Source organism: Halomicrobium zhouii (assembly GCF_900114435.1).
GTDB lineage: Archaea > Halobacteriota > Halobacteria > Halobacteriales > Haloarculaceae > Halomicrobium > Halomicrobium zhouii.
This window is the reverse complement of sequence record NZ_FOZK01000001.1, coordinates 1,495,311-1,512,007: the sequence shown is the minus strand read 5'-3', so window position 1 is coordinate 1,512,007 and position 16,697 is coordinate 1,495,311. Positions and strand designations below refer to the sequence as shown.

The following is a 16,697-nucleotide window of genomic DNA, read 5'->3' as shown; positions in this document are numbered from 1 at the left end:
TCGCTTTCGGGTTCAGGTTTCGACGAGATTCGCTACGTTCGCACTCCCTGGGAGCACCTGTAGCGGAGTGGGACGCTCACGGTTCGACGACGGTGATCGTGTTCGACGCGCTCACGGTGACGACCAGCCCCTCGTAGTCGAACCGGATCGTCGGCTGCGCACCGAGATCTTCGTTCGTACACAGCGAATCGAGCGCGTCCGGGTCGACGGTCCGGTACAGCGGGTCGAGGTCGGCGGGCTCGACGTCGCGAATCGCCGAGACGACGTCGACGACGGCCTCGCTGGGGTCCCGGTCTCCGACTTCGGTTTCGTACATCTCCCCACCACAGACCGACCCCTCGGGTTGCCTGTCGTCTGTCGGCTGACTCATTGCTGCCACCATCCTCGACTGCCACCTTCCATACACACTCGACCGGAACGACAGGTGAAAAGCATTTTGTGATTGTCTGAATAAATTTCCGGGCTGCATATGGGATCATCTGGCAGACGGAAGCCGGGTCCGGTCACTCGGCGTCCGCCAGCCAGGTGTCGACGACCTGCTGGAGGAGCGCCACGACGTCCGAACCGGTGCCCTCGCTGAACAGCCCCACCTCCGTCGTTCCGTCGACCCAGGTGCCGAGCAGCGCGACGGTGTCGTCGGCGACGAGGAAGCGACTGCGGTCGTTCGGTGGCGTCGCCGTGTCACGGACCGACAGGACCGTCGCGTCCGGGACGGCGGTATCGACGTCCACCGGTCCGGCGTCCCCGACGACGACGATTCGCACCGCGACGCCCCGGTCGTTGGCCGCGTCGACGGCGTCGAGGACGCCCGCGGACGGCGCGTCGCCGACCGAGACGTACGTGAGACGGTCGTTCGCCCCGGCGATCGAGGAACGGAAGCGCCGGGCCACCGCCTCTGTCCCGGTCGCGACGACCAGGCCGCCATCGCTGGAGTCCTCGCCCGGGGCGCCGATAGCCCGCAGACCGAGTTCCGCGACGACCTGCCTGTAGACGTACTCGCGGTAGAACGCGCGGCGAATCCGCTTTGGAGAGACCGGCGTGAACTCCTTGGGATGGGTCTCGCGCACCCTGACGAAGCCCCGGTCGGCGAGTTCTTCGACTGCGTCGTAGACGCGCGTCCGTGGAACCGACGACGAGTCGCTCACCTCACGGGCGGACCCGCCGTCGATTCGCACGAGCGCCACGAGCGTCCTCGCGGCGTACTCACTCAACCCGAGCGCGTGCAGATTCCGAACCGCAGTCGATTGCAGTTTCCTGCCTTCACGTGTCATAGCGCTCCGTGACCGTCCCTGTGCCGCATCGCAGTCACCCTTCGACCGTCCACACCCGTGGTGAACTGGATATATATTCGGGAGTGGTCTCCTTTACGTTTGTGTGATTCCCCGAGTGACGACGTCCTGACACTGTCCTCGTCGAGCCGATCGTGTTCGCGAGAACGACGGTCGCGGTTCCGCGTTTCGGCAATTGCCTGGCACGCCGGAACCTATTCGAACGCGTGAATGTCAAAATGTCCGTGGAAGCGATCTTCGGACGTCCGCTCCGGTGGCGCTCCGCACCAGTGACGGATCGGTTCGCCGCTAGTCCGAGCCCCGTTCCTGGAGAATCCGGTCGATGATGCGTCCCGTCGAGAGCAGGTACTCGTCGTTCGTCTCCCGGCCAGACGCCCGGCGTACTTCGGCGTCGATACCCCGGTCGGCGAGGGCGGCCGCGATCGCCTCGTCGTCGTGGTGCTGGTCGTATCCCAGCGCGACGACGTCGGGTTCGATCTCCTCGATCGGGACGAAGATGTCGTCCGGGTGGCCCAGGCGAGCGTGGTCGACCGGGTCCAGCGCGGCGACCATCTCCCGGCGCTGTTCGTCGGGGACGATGGGCGGCGCCTTGTGGGTGACGTTGGTGGACCGGGCGATGATGACGTGGAGTTCGTCTCCCATCGCCGCCGCGTCCCGCAGGTAGTGCAGGTGCCCCGGATGGAGGATGTCGAACGTTCCCTGGGCGACGACGCGGGAAGTCACCACTCGTCCTCCCGCAGTTCGGCGTCGATGTCCGCCTGGTCGAAGTCGAAGAAGGCCTCCTCCGGCGGGTCGACGTCGAGGACCCGCAGGTCGATCGGTTCGCCGTCGCGGTCGAACGCCTGCCAGTCGTCCCAGCCGTAGGGCGCGCCGACGATGATGTGGACCTTCCCCTTGCCGAACGTCGCCAGGTCGGCGTCGCTCGGCCGCAGGACGCCGTTGGGGTGGGAGTGGACCGACCCCGCGGCGCGCAGATCGTTGGGGACCATGTTCGTCTTGACCGTCGCGCTGACGGGATTCGATTCGGTCCCGGGGATGACGAGGACGTCGGTGAGGACGGTGCCGTCCTCGTCCAGCCCGAGTTTGCTCGCGTCCTCGCCGCGAAGCATCCCCATGTACTCGTTCGGGTGACTCTCCTCCGAGGCTGCCAGCGCGAACTCGAGGGCCGACTCGGCGATGCCGAGGATTCCACCCGAGCGAAACAGCGGCATAGCATCTTTTTCGTGCCGGCCGCTTTCTAAGCGTTCCGACTGGGACGTCGCTATAAGCACGGTGGGTATGGCGGCTTCGTACGTTCGTGCGCTGGGGACGACTGTACGCCGTCGCGTGACCGTCAACAGCAGTAGCGAGCACAGTCACGGATCAGAACACCCAGAGACATACCGAAGCTTAAAAACCCGGCAACGCCGAAGAATGGTCAAATGTCTCCGCCCACTGGCACCGGAAACGGTGCAGAGGCTTCCGAGGCGGAAGCCGTCGTCTACGAACTCGCCGATAGCTGTACCCTCGACGACGTCGAGGAGGGTGAACTGTATCTCGGAACCGTCAACGGCGTCATGGAGTACGGCGTCTTCGTCGACCTCTCCGGGCCGGTCTCCGGACTCGTCCACGCGTCGAACCTCCGCTCTGACCCCGAAGTCGGCGACGAGATCGTCGTCGAACTCGGTGAGGTCCGCGAGGACGGCGACGTCAGCTTCGACGAAGTCGAAATCGTCGAGTACGAGACTCAGTACCGCGCCCACGGTGACGAGGCGGACGTCGCCGACCTGGAGGGGATGACCGGCGAAACCGTAGTCGTCACCGGCGAAGTGCTCCAGATCAACCAGACCGGCGGGCCGACCATCTTCCAGGTACGCGACGGCTCCGGCATCGTGCCGTGTGCCGCCTTCGAGGAAGCCGGCGTCCGCGCCTACCCCGACGTCGAACTCGGCGAAATCGTCCGACTCGCCGGCCACGTCGAGGAGCGCAACGGCGGCATCCAGCTGGAGGCCAACGAGATTACCGTCGTCGACGAGACAACCGCGGCCGACGTACGAGAGGAACTCGACGCCGCCCTCGACGAGGCCGCCGAGCCCGAGGAGATCGAACCCCTCGTCGAGTGGGAGGCCTTCGACAAGCTCTGGGACGACCTCCGCGACGTCGCCCGGCGACTCCGCCGCACAGTGCTGGAAGGTCGGCCCATCCGCCTGCGCCACCACGCCGACGGCGACGGCCTCTGTGCCAGCGTCCCGCTCCAGCTCGCCCTCGAACGGTTCATCGCCGAACACTACCAGGACGACGAGGCGCCCCGCCACATGCTCAAGCGCCTGCCCAGCAAGGCACCGTTCTACGAACTCGAGGACGTCACGCGCGACCTCAACTTCGCCCTCGAGAACCGCGAGCGCCACGGCCAGAAGCTCCCGATGCTGTGCATGCTCGACAACGGGAGCACCGAGGAGGACACGCCCGCCTACCGCAACCTCCGCCACTACGACATCCCCATCCTCGTGGTCGACCACCACCACCCAGACCCCGAGGCCGTCGAGCCGCTCATCGACGAACACGTCAACCCCTACCTCCACGACGAGGACTACCGCATCACGACGGGGATGATGTGCGTCGAGCTCGCCCGGATGATCGACCCGTCGCTGACCGACGACCTCCGCCACGTCCCCGCCGTTGCCGGTGTCTCCGACCGCTCCGAGGGCGAGGCGATGCCCGACTACGTCGACCTGGCCAAGGAGGAGGGGTACGAGGAGCAGGACCTCAAGGACGTCGGCGAGGCGCTGGACTACGCCACCCACTGGCTGCGCTACAGCGACGGCCGCGAACTCATTAACGACGTGCTCAACGTCGACTGCGACGACCGCGACCGCCACGAGGAGATCGTCGAGTTCCTGGCGACCCGCGCCGAGCGCGACGTCGAGGAGCAACTCGACGCCGCCACGAGCCACGTCGAACACGAGACCCTCGACAGCGGGGCCCACCTCTACCGCCTCGACGTCGAGAACCACGCCTACCGCTTTACCTACCCCGCGCCCGGGAAGACGACCGGCAAGATCCACGACCAGAAGGTCGAAGAGACCGGCGACCCCGTCATCACCATTGGGTACGGCCCCGACTTCGCCGTCCTCCGCTCTGACGGCGTCCGCCTCGACATCCCCGAGTACGTCACCGAACTCACCGACGAAATCGCCGGCGGCGGCGTCTCCGGCGGCGGCCACCTCGTCGTCGGCTCCATCAAGTTCGTCGAGGGCATGCGCGAGGAGGTCATCGACGCGCTCGTCGAGAAGATGGCCGACGCCGAAATCGACGAGGACCTGCAGCACTCCGGCGCTCTCTCGGACGACTAGCTGTTTCGGCTAGTTTTTTCGGATCTGCGGTTTCGTTTTCGTCGTGGTGAGTCTGGGTGTGAATTGCTCGGGTGGTTCTTCTGAGCTGGTGCTGAAAGAAACGAGACCGCCAACACCCAGAAAGCCCTCGGCGCGCTCCGGTCCCGCGGCCCACCTGCGCTCCTCGCTGCGCTCCGGTGCTTGGTGGACCGGGGTTCCCGGACCGCACCTCGCCCTTTCAGTCCGCCAGGACGGCACCGCAGCCCTGCCCTTCCCCTGGTCGCGGCATAAACGCCGCTCCCGGCCGGGCGGTTGCCGAGCGGTCAGGAAGCGTGTCGCGCCGCCAGGCGCGACCGGGGAGGCGTGGGGGAGTCAATCGCGAGCGCCTCCGTGCGCGAGCAACGCGGACCCTGGGGGACTGAAAGGGCGAGGCGCGGTCGCCGAAGCACGGACCCGTAAGCACCGCAGCGTAGCGAGGAGCGCAGCGTGGTCCGCGCGAGGCGAGCACGCCGAGGGCTTTCGACGTGTTCATTTTCATGCTCACGGCTGGAAAGTCCACAAACCCTGATCGGTACGTAGCTCACCTGTACTGACCAGTACGTCATCCCTCGAACTCCAGACGCCGAACGACCAGACCGGCCACGATCAGGCACCCCACGACGGCTCCGATCAGACCGACCGGCAATCCCGGCTTCCCACCGTTCCAGTCCGCGTCGAACACCTCCCCGTAGTAGTCGGCCGCCTCGTCACCGTAGAGGAGCAGGATTACCTCCCGATTGCTGGTCGCCGCCTGTTCGTTCCAGTTCAGACTCCCCAGAACGACCCGGTCGTCGTCGATGACGGCGCCCTTCGCGTGGATCTTCTCGTAGCGATTCCCCGGTTCCGCGAGCTTCGCCGTGAGTGAGACGTCCCGGTCGCTCGCCCACTCGTCGAAGCGGTCGGCCAGCGCCTGGTTGTCCTCGCGGTTGTACCAGGCGTTGCCGAGCAAGAGGCGGACGTCGACGCCGCAGCGGGCGGCCCGCCTGAGGGCCACGACGAGCGGGGAGTCCCAGTCGCCGAGGGTGACCTGGACGACGTCAACGGAATCGTCGGCCGAGTCGATGGTCCGGACGAGTCTGTCCTGTGCGTTGTCGGGCGCGACCAGCAGGTCGGCCCGGTCGACGCCGACCCTGGTAGATTCGAACCGCGTCGGATACTCACCGACGGAGCGTTCACCGCGCTCGAACTGGCGTCCGCGCCGGAACTCGTCCCAGGGCTTGGCGTCGCGCCAGCCCGCGTCCGCGCGAAAGGTCGCTTCCAGCCCGTCGACGACGCGGGGCTGGTCGGTCACGACGCCCCAGCCGCGGCTACTGTTCCCGCCCGTGCCCGCCGGCTTCCAGTTTTCGGTCATCACGACCGCGCGGTCGTCGACGACGGCGTACTTCGCGTGGTGGTAGTCGTAACGGGCGTGCTCGCCGCCGACGAGTCGGACGTCGACGCCCGCGGCGGCGAGGCGGTCGAGGAGGTCGGCCTCCCGTCGCATCCGCCCGCCGACCGGCTCGCCCTCCAGCAGGACGCGGACGGTGACGCCACGTTCGTGTGCGCGCGTCAGCGCGTCGACGACCCTGTCGGAGACGAGCGTGTATCCGGCCAGGAGTATCCGCCGGTCGGCGTCACGGAGCGTCTCGACCGGGACGCCGGGGGAGTCGGGGAGGACGAACGCGCGGACCCGACCTGGGCCACCGCGAACCACGGGCCTGTCTGTCGCACCGATCTGGCGCCAGCGGATCCGAGAGTCGTTCCAGGTGGCAACCTCGCCCTCGGGCGCGTCGCGGTAGCGGCGTTCGTGCACGACGGTGGCGTTCGTGTCGGTACCGTTCCGTTCGATCCAGACCTCCTCACCACCGTTCGCCAGCGAGAGCGACGAATCGACGAGTAGCGAGTGGTCGGTCAGGTTCGCAGCGCGTCGATCGTTGGCGACGGCGACGCGCGCGCCGGCCGACGCGTTGGCCAGCGATACCGTCACTTCGCCGTCGGTGAAGACGTAGTCGGCGGGGTCGACGTCGGAAGGCAGCGAGACGACAGCGTACTCGCCAGCGTCCTCGTCGGCGATGGGATTCGGGTACAGTTCGACGATGACGGGTTGAGACCCGACCGGTGTCGCGCCTGGGACGGCCAACGCACCGACGCCCATCGCCGTCGCTGGGAGACAGCTAACGAGGACGAGGGCGACCAGCAGTCTTCGCATCGCGACGGTCTGGTCCCCTCATCGGGGATAAAGGCTCGGAGAGAACGGAACTCGGGATAGTAGCCAGAAACGGGTCGCTCGCAGTTCAGACGCCGGCGGCCTTCTCGGCCTCGGCCTGGACGAGGTACGCGCGGTCGTCGGTGTACTCGCCGGCGACCTCGAGGGCGCGCTCGGTGCCGATCTGGCGAAGCGCCCACGCCGCGGAGGCGCGGACGGTGTCCTCGTCGTCGTCTTCCAGAACGTTCGAGAGGGGCTGGATGGCGCGCGTGTCGCCGAGCAGTCCCAGCGCGCGGGCGGCCATCGACCGAATCTCCGGGTCGTCGGCGTCGAGGCGGTTGGCGACCGGCTGGGTCGACTCCTCGCTGCCCATCTCGCCCAGCGCGCGCAGGACGATCTTCTGGAGCGACGCGTCGCCGTCCCCGTCGATGAAGTCGTGGAGCGTCTCGGCGGCGCGGGGGTCGCCGATCTTTCCGAGGATCTCGATGGGCGCCTTGTTGCGCTTCTGGGCGCGCTGGTGGAGTTCGTCGAAGGCGGACGCGGCGTCTTTCCCCATGTGCAGCAGCTGGTCGAAAACGTACTCCTCGAAGAAGTCGGAGTCGCCGAGCTTGTCCAGCGCCAGCAGGATGGGCTCGACCTCGCCGTCGTTGGCGTAGAGCTTGATGGCGTTCCACTCCGGCGGGAAGTCCTTGCGGTTCTCGTTGGTCAGGACGTCGTAGAACCCCTGGGCCGCGAGTTGCTCCTGGACGGTCAGGTCCTGCCAGGTCTCGGCGGCCTCCAGGTCGTCTTCGAGCGTCTCGGCGGCCTCCAGCAGGGCCGCGATCTCCTCGCTGTCGTCGTCGGGGTCGAGTCCGGAGTCCGCGATGGTCCCGGCGACGGCCTCCAGCGCGGTGGCCGCGTCGTCGGTGGTGTTCCCGGCCGAGACCGCGACGGTGACGTACTCGTCGACGGTCTCGAGGAAGTCTTCGACGGCGGCGATGGCCTGGCCCTCGCCGTCGGCCGTCCACTCGCTGTCGGCGACAGTGGCCTCGGCGTCCTCGACGACGGCCGCGACGTCCTCGACGTACGGGCCGCGCTGGGACTCCAGGTCGTCGCGGAGGTCCGAGAGCCGTGATTCGAGGTCTTCCCGCGGGTCCTCGGCATCCTCCTCGTCCTCGTCCGGTTCGGGCAGGTCGGCGGCTTCGAGGTCGGACTCGATGCCGTCGAGTTCCGCCTCGACGTCGTCCAGGTCCGCCTCGGTCTCCGCTGCCTCGAGGTCGGCCGCCGTGTCGTCGAGCCGCTGCTCGAACGTCACGACGGGCCCTTCGGCGGCGGCCGACTCGTCGCCGTCGGCGTCTTCGGCGTCGTCCCCGTTGCTCATGTGCTTCGATGCGTCTGTCCGGGCCAAAGGCGTTTCTATCCAGTTCGAAGGCCAGGAGGGGTGTGACGGGTCGTGGTCGGACTCCGAGAACTCAGTACTCGGGGTTCTCTTCGGGGACGTCGTCGCGCTGGTTGACGAGGCGGGCGAGCGTGAACAGCGCGTCAGAGAGGCGGTTCAGGTAGGCGACGGCAGTCTCGTTGATCGACTCCTCGGCCGCGAGCGAGACGGCGCGTCGTTCGGCACGGCGACAGACAGCGCGTGCGTGGTGAAGTTTTGCACCGGAGTCGGACCCCCCGGGCAGGATGAAGGACGTGAGCGGTTCGAGTTCGTCGTCTGCGGCGTCGATGTACGTCTCCAGGTCGTCGACGTGGTCCTCCGCGACCTGCGGGTCGTCCTCGTCGGGGTCGGGGTTGGCGAAGTCCGCCTGGACCACGTGGAGGTGGTTCTGGATCTCGCGCAACTGGTCGTCGACGTCGTCGTAGCCCGTGGGCCTGACCGACCCGACGAGCGCGTTGACCTCGTCGACGGTGCCGTAGGCCTCGATGCGACGGCTGTCCTTCGACACCCGGTCCATCGTCCGGAGGTCGGTCTGGCCCTCGTCGCCGCGACCGGTGTAGATAGGCATAGGCTATCGTCGCACGGTACACACTTAGAAGTGCACGCCCAGGGCTTTCGTCCGGCGATTGACGCGGCGCCACGTCACAACTGGCAGGTTTCTTACGCCCGATTAATCATAATACGTATGAAAGTTTTAACCGTTAATTAAAAGCGTTATTAGCTCTTACGGTGAAATCGAGGAATGAGTAGAGCTGGACTACCGGCACTGACTGGCAGAGGGATGGTGGGGGACGACCGAACGTCACCGGGGACGCACTAGACGGATGGTGGGACTCTGTGGGGTACTCGGGACGGATAGTGAACTCCCCGACGAAATGACCGAGTGGGTGACCTGGCGCGACGACGAGCGAACGGATTCGTACGCCGACGAGGACGTCGAACTGGTGGTGTCCTGTCACCCGCGGCTCGCGGGCGACCAGCCCGTCTTCGCGACGGGAGAGGACACACTCGTGTGGGTCTGGGGGGACGTCTACGGCCACGGGAGCGGTGAGGACTACACCCCGCGACCACAGGACGTGGGCACGAGTGCGAGCTTCTGTGCCCACCTGTACGGGGAACACGGCATCGAGATGGTCGAAGCGCTCAACGGCGACTTCGCGCTCGTCGTCTACGACCGGACCGCAGACGTCGTCTCCTTCGTCACCGACCGGGTTGGGACGCGACCCATATACTACGCGCGCCCGGACGAGGATACGTTCGTCTTCGCCTCGAACCTGCAGGCGCTGCCGCATCACCCCGACGTCGACGTGGCGTTTCAGGAGCCGTACTTGCAGGAGTACCTGGCGCTCCGGCGCGTGTTCGGCGTGGAGACGCCGCTTTCGGGCGTTCGAGAGCTCCAGCCGGCGTCGGTCACGTCGATCGACCTCGACGACCTGACGATGAACGAGGCATCCTACTGGCGGCCCCACTACGAGCCGGTGAACAGGTCCGCCTCGTGGTTCGTCGACCGTCTCACCGAGACGCTCCGGACCATCTTCGAGGAGTGGACGCGCGACGACCTCGACTACGGCCTGCTGTTGAGCGGCGGCAGTGACTCCCGCCTCGTCGAGGCCTGCATCGACCAGCCCGTCACCGCGTTCCACGTCACCGACTGGAACAACAGGGAGACCAGGGTCGCGAGGCACGTCGCCGAGACGGCGGGCGACGACTTCCACCCGCTCTACCGGGACGACGTCCACGAGGCCAGGTCCCTCGGAACCACGCCACCGCTCTCGAACTTCAGCGGCTGGTTCGACCAGGCCTACTGTGCGGAGTTCGAGGAAGAGATCCGCGAGGAGGTCGACGTCCTCGTCTCGGGGCTGTTCGCGGACATGCTGTTCGGTGGCGGTCCCATCCAGACCAGGAGTTACTCGCTCGGGCCCGTGGGCAAACTCTCGGTCCCGATCGGTCGACGAGTCGACGACGTGGCGGACTACGTCGCGACCAAGACCGGTGACCGCGGTGAGATACCCTACTTCACGCCGGACCTGTCGCTTTCCGACGTCGTCGCCGACGGTATCCGGCCGACGGCCGACGGCGGCGTCGTCAGCCACGGGGTTCGCTACGAGTCACTGCGTGACCTGGTGATGTACGGCGACTACTACCCGCTGAGCGCCGACACCGAGGCCATCTTCTCGCGAAGCCTCACGCAGATTCGACCCTACCGGACGCCGTTCCTGGACAACCGACTGCTCGACCTCCAGCAACAGGTCCCGGTGAAGTACATGTTGCGACGCGACCTGGTCGGCGCGGGACTCCGGACGGTCGACCCGGCCCTCGCCGACATCCCCCACGCGGGGACCGGCGTCCCGCCGTCGACGTCGTTCCCGGTCGCGTACGTCCGGAAGAACCTGAACGGGCTCTACCGGAAACACGTCTGCGACGAACCCGTCCCGGCCCCCCATCTCGACCACAGGCCGTGGCCGGACCGCCGCGAGTTGCTCCGGGCGTTCCCCTTCGCCATCGACGCCATCCGCGAGAACGAGGACCTCATCCGCAGCCTCCCGTTCCTCGACTACGACGGCGTCCGGGAGACGTTCCAGTCTCACCAGGTGAGCGAGGACAACCATACGACCCTGTACTCGCTGCTGACGCTGCTGGAGATGCCCCTCACCGACCACCTCGCCCCGTCTGGCGACGACGACGACGCGCCGGTCGTTCCGGAGACGCCGACGGCCGGGACGAGGAGCGACGAGGTCGGCACGCGACCGCTCTGAGCCCTCGCCGTTCCCGTTTTCTCGCGGACGAGTGGAGTCGAAGGTGTCGAGCCGAAGGAGTCGAGCCGAACGAATTGAGCCGAACGAATCGAGTCGATGAAGACGAATCGATACAGGCGAGTCTGGCCAGAACGTCGACGGGCTGGTCGGGGACTACTCGATCCGACGGTCTACCGCGCCGGAACTCGCAGTGAGGGCCTGCCTGACGACCGGCAACGGGTCGTCGAGGTGGAGGTAGTCGAACCCCGTCGTCTCGACCCAGGAGCGAGCGATGCCGAGCGCGGTCGAGGACAGCGACGGCCGGTCGACGAGCGAGGAGCGCTTGCGCGCGACGCTGACGAGGTGTTCGAGTTCGCCGAAGAGGTAGTGCGTCCCGACGCCGACCTCGTACTCCGGGTAGATCCGTTCCGGCCGCCCGGTCGCCTGCAGCCAGTACCAGTACGGGAAGTCCGCGCCGGCCCGGGTCGCGCAGGCGAGCGACTGCCACGTCCGCGGGTTGATTTCGACGAGCGAGAACTCACCGGTCTCCGCGTCCTCGATGTACTCGATGCAGGCGAGCCCGTGCCACTCGAGTTCGTCCAGGATGGCGCGCCCGGCCTCGGCCAGTTCCGGGACGTCCACAGTCTCGCGGTAGACCCCGCCGCCGCCGGTGTAGGAGTCCTCGCGAAGCTGGCGGTGCTGGAACGTCGCCAGCGGGTCGCCGTGGTCGTACAGCGCCCCGAAGACGTACTCGTCGGTGCCGTCGACGTACTCCTGGACGATCGGTTCGTGTTGCATCTCCGCGCGAATGCCGTCCGTATCGAGGACCTCAGAGGCGCGGAAGTGGTACGTCGGTTTGGCGATGTGAGACTCACCTGGCCCGAAGGAGTCCACGTACTCGTCGACGAGCAGGTTGTACCGGGACTTGACGATCCGGTCGACGTCCCAGTCGACCGCGTCCTCGAGGAGCCGCGTCTCCGGGACGGCGACGCCGGCGTCCGTTGCGATTTCCGCGAGTCGTTTGCGGTCGTGGACGGCTTTCAACGTGTCGAGCGGCGGGACGACCAGGTCGACGTGGCGGTCGAACGCGTCGTAGAACTTCGAGAGGACGTAGGGGCCCTGCGGGCGGTGCGGGATGATCGTCCGCACCTCCGGCCGGGCGGCGATGCCCAGCAGTGCGTCTCTGTAGGCCAGGACGTCGTGCGACGGCGGCACCCGGACCACTTCGTCGCAGTAGCGCGACGCGGTGACCGGGAGGTTGTCGTCCGAGACGGCGACGATAGTGTGGACGTCGGTCCGACCGAACGACCGGACCGACGCGTAGCCGTGCGGATACCGCGAGGCCGGAACGACCACGGCGTCCCGATCCTCACCCGCCACGGTGCACCCCCGCTCGGTCTTCAGTCCCCGCCTGCAGCCTCGATCCGACCCCCGATTCCACCCGTTCACCGCCTGTGGCGGTGAATTCGATACGTAACCCACCTGATCGTACCATCGATCACCCCTCTATTTTCAGAGCCCTTATCAGTTGTGTTCAATAGAAATATAGAGAATCGAACGTGCAATGTGGCTAATAAACCGTCTACGGCTCGTTAACAGGCCGACGGTAGCTTGGGATAGACGGGGAACCGCAAGCTGCGCCGGGCCGATTTGATATAGCGAAATGGAATTCATCGCTTCCAAACCGGGAGTTTGAACTGCGACGGGGAAAAACGTCCGCTATGGCCCTCGAAATGCAGCATTACTGCCCGGACTGCGGTGGCGAACAGACGTTCTGGCGGGTCGCGAGCACCGAGATGCACCTCGGCGAGAAGGTGAAGTGGAACTGTGGTGAATGCGACTACGGCTTCGTCCGGATCGACGAGACCGTCGACACCAGCGTCTCGGCCTGAACGCCCCGACCCGGGAGCTCGGTACCGTACGGAGCGTTCTCCACAACTCGATCCTGCTCGATAGCCCTCATAGCTGCGCATTTGCCAGTGGGGTAGGATGATCACCACGTGAATCCAAACTGGACCGACGCTTTCGACGACGACTGGGAGCCACCGGTCAGAACGATATAGCTCCGGATAGCCATCGGCGAACACGCACACCAGTCCGACCCCTGTCCCGCCACCCAGCCCACCGAGCCGTCGATCCCGCTGACGCCGACATAGTCGAATGTTGATACGTCGATCGTGGAATATCTGGCGGCGAGACGGTGATCAGCAGGTTTTAACGGGAAAAGTCTCCAAGAAATAACCAATGGCAATCGAAGTACTCGTCGTCGACGAGGAGGCAGACGTCCTCGACATCACCGAGACCTTTCTCGACCGACAGGACGGACTGTCCGTGACTTCGGAGATGGACCCCGAGCGAGCGGCCGAGCGCATCATCGACGGCGAATGTGACGCCGTCGTCAGCGACCTGACCATGCCGGACCTCAACGGGCTGGAACTGTGCCAGCGCGTGCGCGAGGCCGGTCGTGAGGTCCCCTTCTTCCTGTTTACCGGCCGTGACGAGACCGAAATTGACGACTCGCCGGGCAAGGAGTGCGTGACCGGCTTCGTCCGGAAGGGGACGGGCACCGAACAGTACGAGACGCTCGCCGAGAACATCCGGAACGCAGTCGCCTGACCGCCGTCGGGCGGTACACGGCTGGCGTTCACTCTCAACAATCGCAGGCTTCTCTCGCGGCATCACTATCCACCCACGGCTCTCCCGGTACGTCGACGGCATGACCGTTGAAGCGACGGGAGGTGAAGCGCCCCGCCGGCGGTGTCCTCACTCGGACAGTTCGCGCCAGGAGAGCCGCGGGTCTCGTGCGGCCGAGACCTGGTCGATGCGCGCGGCGGCCGTCCGGGTCGGCGCGGACGCGAGCGCGTCGTCGTCTTCGCCCGCGACCGCGTCGAAGGCGGCGGCGAGCTGGTCGAGCGTGTGCTTGCTCTCGATTTCGGTCGGTTCGGTCATCAGCGCCTCCGGGACGATTTCGGGCCACTTCGTCGTCGGCGGGTGGACGCCGTAGTCGAGCATCCGCTTGGCGACGTCGGCGGCGTCCTGGTCACCGGCCGAGGCGACGAATTCGTGGTGGAACGGGCCGAACGGGACGTCGTAGGAGAGTTGCGACGCGAGGTAGTTCGCGTTCAGGACGGCCTTCGCGCTGGCGTCCGCGAGGCCGTCGTCACCGAGGCGCGCGATGTAGGCGTAAGCCTTCAGCAACACGGGCCAGTTGCCCTGGAAGCCGTGGACCTTGCCGACGGAGTCCGCCGGGTCGAACAGTTCGAATTTACCGCCCCGTTCCCTGACGCGGGGCGCCGGCAGGTACGGTTCGAGCCGTTCGGCCACGCCGATGGGGCCGGCGCCGGGCCCGCCGCCGCCGTGGGGCGTCGCGAACGTCTTGTGGACGTTGTAGTGCATCACGTCGAAGCCCATGTCGCCGGGCCGTGCTCGCCCGAGCAGGGCGTTGAGGTTGGCGCCGTCGTAGTACAGCAGGCCGCCAGCGTCGTGGACCAGGTCGGCGATCGCCTCGATGTCGCGCTCGAACAGCCCCAGCGTGTTGGGGTTGGTCAGCATCAGCGCGGCGGTGTCGTCGCCGACAGCGGCCTCGAGCGCGTCGACGTCGACACGGCCGTCGTCGGAGGGGAGTTCGACGACGTCGTAGCCGGCCAGCGCCGCGCTGGCGAAGTTGGTCCCGTGGGCCGAATCGGGGATCACGACTTCCGACCGGTCGTTCCCGTTTGCCTCGTGGTAGGCCTTCGCGACGAGGATGCCGGCGAACTCGCCCGCCGCGCCCGCCGGCGGCTGGAGCGAGACGGCGTCCATCCCGCCGATGCGGCCAAGATAGTCCTGGAGGCCGTGCATGATCTCCAGCGTCCCCTGGACGTACCGCTCCGGTCGGTCGGGATGGACGGCGGCCGTCGGCAGGGCGGCCAGATCCTCCGTCACCGGAGGGTTGTACTTCATCGTACACGAGCCGAGCGGGAACGGGCCCGAGGTGACGCCGTAGTTCATCTGGGAGAGCCGGGTGTAGTGGCGCGCGATCTCCGGCTCGGAGACAGCCGGCAGTTCGAGCGAGTCCCGGGTGAGGTCGTCTGGGAGGACGCCGTCACGACCGTCGCCGTCTCCCCGGTCGCCGTCACCGTCGCCGTCCGATCCGACGTCACCGTCTCTCTGGCCGTCGTCGCCACAACCACCGCCACCGATTTCGACCGTCTTCGTCGCCTTCTCGGAGAGCAAGGGTTCGTACGCCTCGCCGTCCTCGTCGTCGATCCAGCGTGCCTGGTCGTATCTCGTCATCGCGCGACCTCCTCGAACGCAGCGACGAAGCCGTCCGTCACGTGCTCCGTCGTCTCGGTGGCACAGACCTGAATCAGGTGTTCACCTACGGCGTGGACGGCGTATCCCTCTTTTGCGAGGTCCGCGCGCACCGCGGCCGCGGGCTGGTCGGTCCGGGCGACGAACTCCCGGAAGTGGTGGCGGTCGTGAACCGGGGCTTTGACGCCCTCGATCTCGTCGAGTCGCGCTGCGAGGTCGCGCGCTCGCGTGACGCACGTCTCAGCGAGGTCCACCAGTCCGTCCGGACCGAGCCAGGCGGCGTGGATGGCCGTCCGCAGGGCGACCCAGGCCTGGTTCGTGCAGATGTTCGAGGTGGCGCGCTCGCGACGGATGTGCTGTTCGCGCGTCTGGAGCGTGAGGGTGTAGGCCCGTCGCCCCGAGTCGTCGTCGCTCGCACCGACGAGCCGACCGGGCACCTGTCGGAGATAGTCCTCGTGGGTGACGAACAGTCCGAGGCCCATCCCGTAGGCCGTGCCCGTCCCCAGGGTGCTCGCGTCGCCGACCACCACGTCGGCGCCGACGGCGCCGGGTTCTTCCAGCAACGCGAGCGCGACCGGGTCGGATCCCAGGCAGAACAGCGCGCCGTGGTCGTCGGCGAGATTGCCGATTGTCGAGAGGTTCTCCTCGATGGTCCCTCGGACCGTCGGGTTCTCGACGTACACCATGGCCACGTCGTCGTCGAGCGCCTCCGCGAGGCCGTCGACGTCCGCGTTCCCGTCGTCCATCGGGTAGGTGTCGACCGTGATGCCCGGGCCGGCAGCGTAGTTCTCCAGTACCTCCCGTTTTCCTTCGCGGAGGAGGTCCGGAACCAGGACACGCTCGCCCGAGACGCTCCGGACGCGCTGGGAGAGCGTTGCCGCCTCGCCCAGCGCCGTGGCCGCGTCGTAGGTCGAGCAATTCGCGACGTCGAGGCCCGTCAGTTCGACCAGCATCGACTGGAACTCGAACAGCGCCTGCAGGAACCCCTGTGCGACCTCGGGCTGGTACTGCGTGTAGGAGGTGAGAAACTCCGAGCGGCCCGCCAGGTCGTCGACCACGGAGGGGACGTAGTGGTCGTAGTGACCCCGCCCGAGGAACTCAATCACGTCGTCGTTCCGCTCCAGGATATGCTCGACGTGCCGGCGTGTCTCGCGCTCAGAGCGAGCCTCGATGCCGAACTCGTCGTCGAACCGGACCGGCTCCGGGATGTCGAACAGGTCCGCCTCGGTCTCGACGCCGACCGCTTCCAGCATCTCCGCGGTCGTTTCCGGCGTGTGCGGTGCGTAGGGGCTTCCCTCAGACATCAGAACAGCCTCCCGTGACGCGCGTCATTGGGGCGATTTAGCGGCCCGCGCTATTTCACTGTGGCCTTTCGAGTCCTCACGCCGCTCTGCGCAGGGAGTTCGCACGTACCTGAGGAAAACAGGC

14 protein-coding genes are annotated in these 16,697 nt (G+C 66.9%); 4 read left to right on the top strand and 10 right to left on the bottom strand.

The annotated features are described in order from the left end of the window. Positions 1-76: 76 nt before the first annotated feature. From BM337_RS07020 to BM337_RS07005, 4 genes are all read right to left on the bottom strand, one after another. Entirely contained in the window at positions 77-370 is a 294-nt protein-coding gene (locus BM337_RS07020; protein WP_089815260.1) for a HalOD1 output domain-containing protein, read from the bottom strand. 133 nt (positions 371-503) lie between these two features. Next, entirely contained in the window at positions 504-1,271 is a 768-nt protein-coding gene (locus BM337_RS20485; RefSeq protein WP_143117650.1) for a TrmB family transcriptional regulator, read from the bottom strand. Positions 1,272-1,577: 306 nt separating this feature from the next. Next, positions 1,578-2,015 (bottom strand): FAD synthase family protein, encoded by a 438-nt coding sequence (locus BM337_RS07010; RefSeq protein ID WP_089815258.1) that lies wholly within the window; start codon positions 2,013-2,015, stop codon positions 1,578-1,580. Further along, the gene (locus BM337_RS07005) at positions 2,009-2,500 is read right to left on the bottom strand and encodes a JAB/MPN domain protein-containing protein (RefSeq protein WP_089815256.1); all 492 of its coding nucleotides are present in this window, start codon (positions 2,498-2,500) and stop codon (positions 2,009-2,011) included. The genes BM337_RS07010 and BM337_RS07005 overlap by 7 nt, the downstream gene beginning before the upstream one ends. Positions 2,501-2,710: 210 nt before the next feature. Here BM337_RS07005 and BM337_RS07000 point away from each other — a divergent pair, with 210 nt between their 5' ends. After that, the gene (locus BM337_RS07000) at positions 2,711-4,621 is read left to right on the top strand and encodes a Hef-associated nuclease (protein ID WP_089815254.1); all 1,911 of its coding nucleotides are present in this window, start codon (positions 2,711-2,713) and stop codon (positions 4,619-4,621) included. Positions 4,622-5,201: 580 nt separating this feature from the next. On the opposite strand, the gene BM337_RS06995 is transcribed toward BM337_RS07000, so the two are convergent. From BM337_RS06995 to BM337_RS06985, 3 genes are all read right to left on the bottom strand, one after another. Next, entirely contained in the window at positions 5,202-6,827 is a 1,626-nt protein-coding gene (locus BM337_RS06995) for a phospholipase D-like domain-containing protein (RefSeq protein ID WP_089815252.1), read from the bottom strand. Positions 6,828-6,912: 85 nt separating this feature from the next. Then, positions 6,913-8,184 carry a HEAT repeat domain-containing protein gene (locus BM337_RS06990; protein ID WP_089815250.1) on the bottom strand — a complete coding sequence of 424 codons (1,272 nt, stop codon included), beginning with the start codon at positions 8,182-8,184 and terminating at the stop codon, positions 6,913-6,915. Positions 8,185-8,275: 91 nt separating this feature from the next. Continuing rightward, on the bottom strand, positions 8,276-8,809 hold the full coding sequence (locus BM337_RS06985) for a cob(I)yrinic acid a,c-diamide adenosyltransferase (protein WP_089815248.1): 534 nt from the start codon (positions 8,807-8,809) through the stop codon (positions 8,276-8,278). Between the two features lie 256 nt (positions 8,810-9,065). Between BM337_RS06985 and BM337_RS06980 the strand changes: the two genes are divergently transcribed. Further along, complete coding sequence (locus BM337_RS06980) at positions 9,066-10,997, top strand: asparagine synthase-related protein (protein WP_089815246.1); 1,932 nt, start codon at positions 9,066-9,068, stop codon at positions 10,995-10,997. 153 nt (positions 10,998-11,150) lie between these two features. Here the strand turns inward: BM337_RS06980 and BM337_RS06975 are convergent, their stop codons facing one another. Further along, positions 11,151-12,356 carry a carboxylate--amine ligase gene (locus BM337_RS06975; protein ID WP_089815244.1) on the bottom strand — a complete coding sequence of 402 codons (1,206 nt, stop codon included), beginning with the start codon at positions 12,354-12,356 and terminating at the stop codon, positions 11,151-11,153. Between the two features lie 341 nt (positions 12,357-12,697). Between BM337_RS06975 and BM337_RS21030 the strand changes: the two genes are divergently transcribed. Together BM337_RS21030 and BM337_RS06970 are read left to right on the top strand one after the other, a co-directional pair. Then, positions 12,698-12,868, top strand: a complete 171-nt coding sequence (locus BM337_RS21030; protein WP_177227234.1) for a DUF7838 family putative zinc beta-ribbon protein — start codon at positions 12,698-12,700, stop codon at positions 12,866-12,868. A 352-nt stretch (positions 12,869-13,220) separates the two neighbouring features. Further along, positions 13,221-13,592, top strand: coding sequence for a response regulator (locus BM337_RS06970; RefSeq protein ID WP_089815242.1), 372 nt, complete (start codon positions 13,221-13,223; stop codon positions 13,590-13,592). A 147-nt stretch (positions 13,593-13,739) separates the two neighbouring features. Here the strand turns inward: BM337_RS06970 and gcvPB are convergent, their stop codons facing one another. Continuing rightward, complete coding sequence (gene gcvPB, locus BM337_RS06965; RefSeq protein WP_143117649.1) at positions 13,740-15,251, bottom strand: aminomethyl-transferring glycine dehydrogenase subunit GcvPB; 1,512 nt, start codon at positions 15,249-15,251, stop codon at positions 13,740-13,742. Beyond that, a complete protein-coding gene (gcvPA, locus tag BM337_RS06960) occupies positions 15,248-16,573 on the bottom strand; it encodes an aminomethyl-transferring glycine dehydrogenase subunit GcvPA (RefSeq protein WP_089815240.1) in 1,326 nt (441 codons plus the stop codon). Before gcvPA ends, gcvPB begins: the two co-directional genes overlap by 4 nt. Between the last annotated feature and the right edge of the window lie 124 nt (positions 16,574-16,697).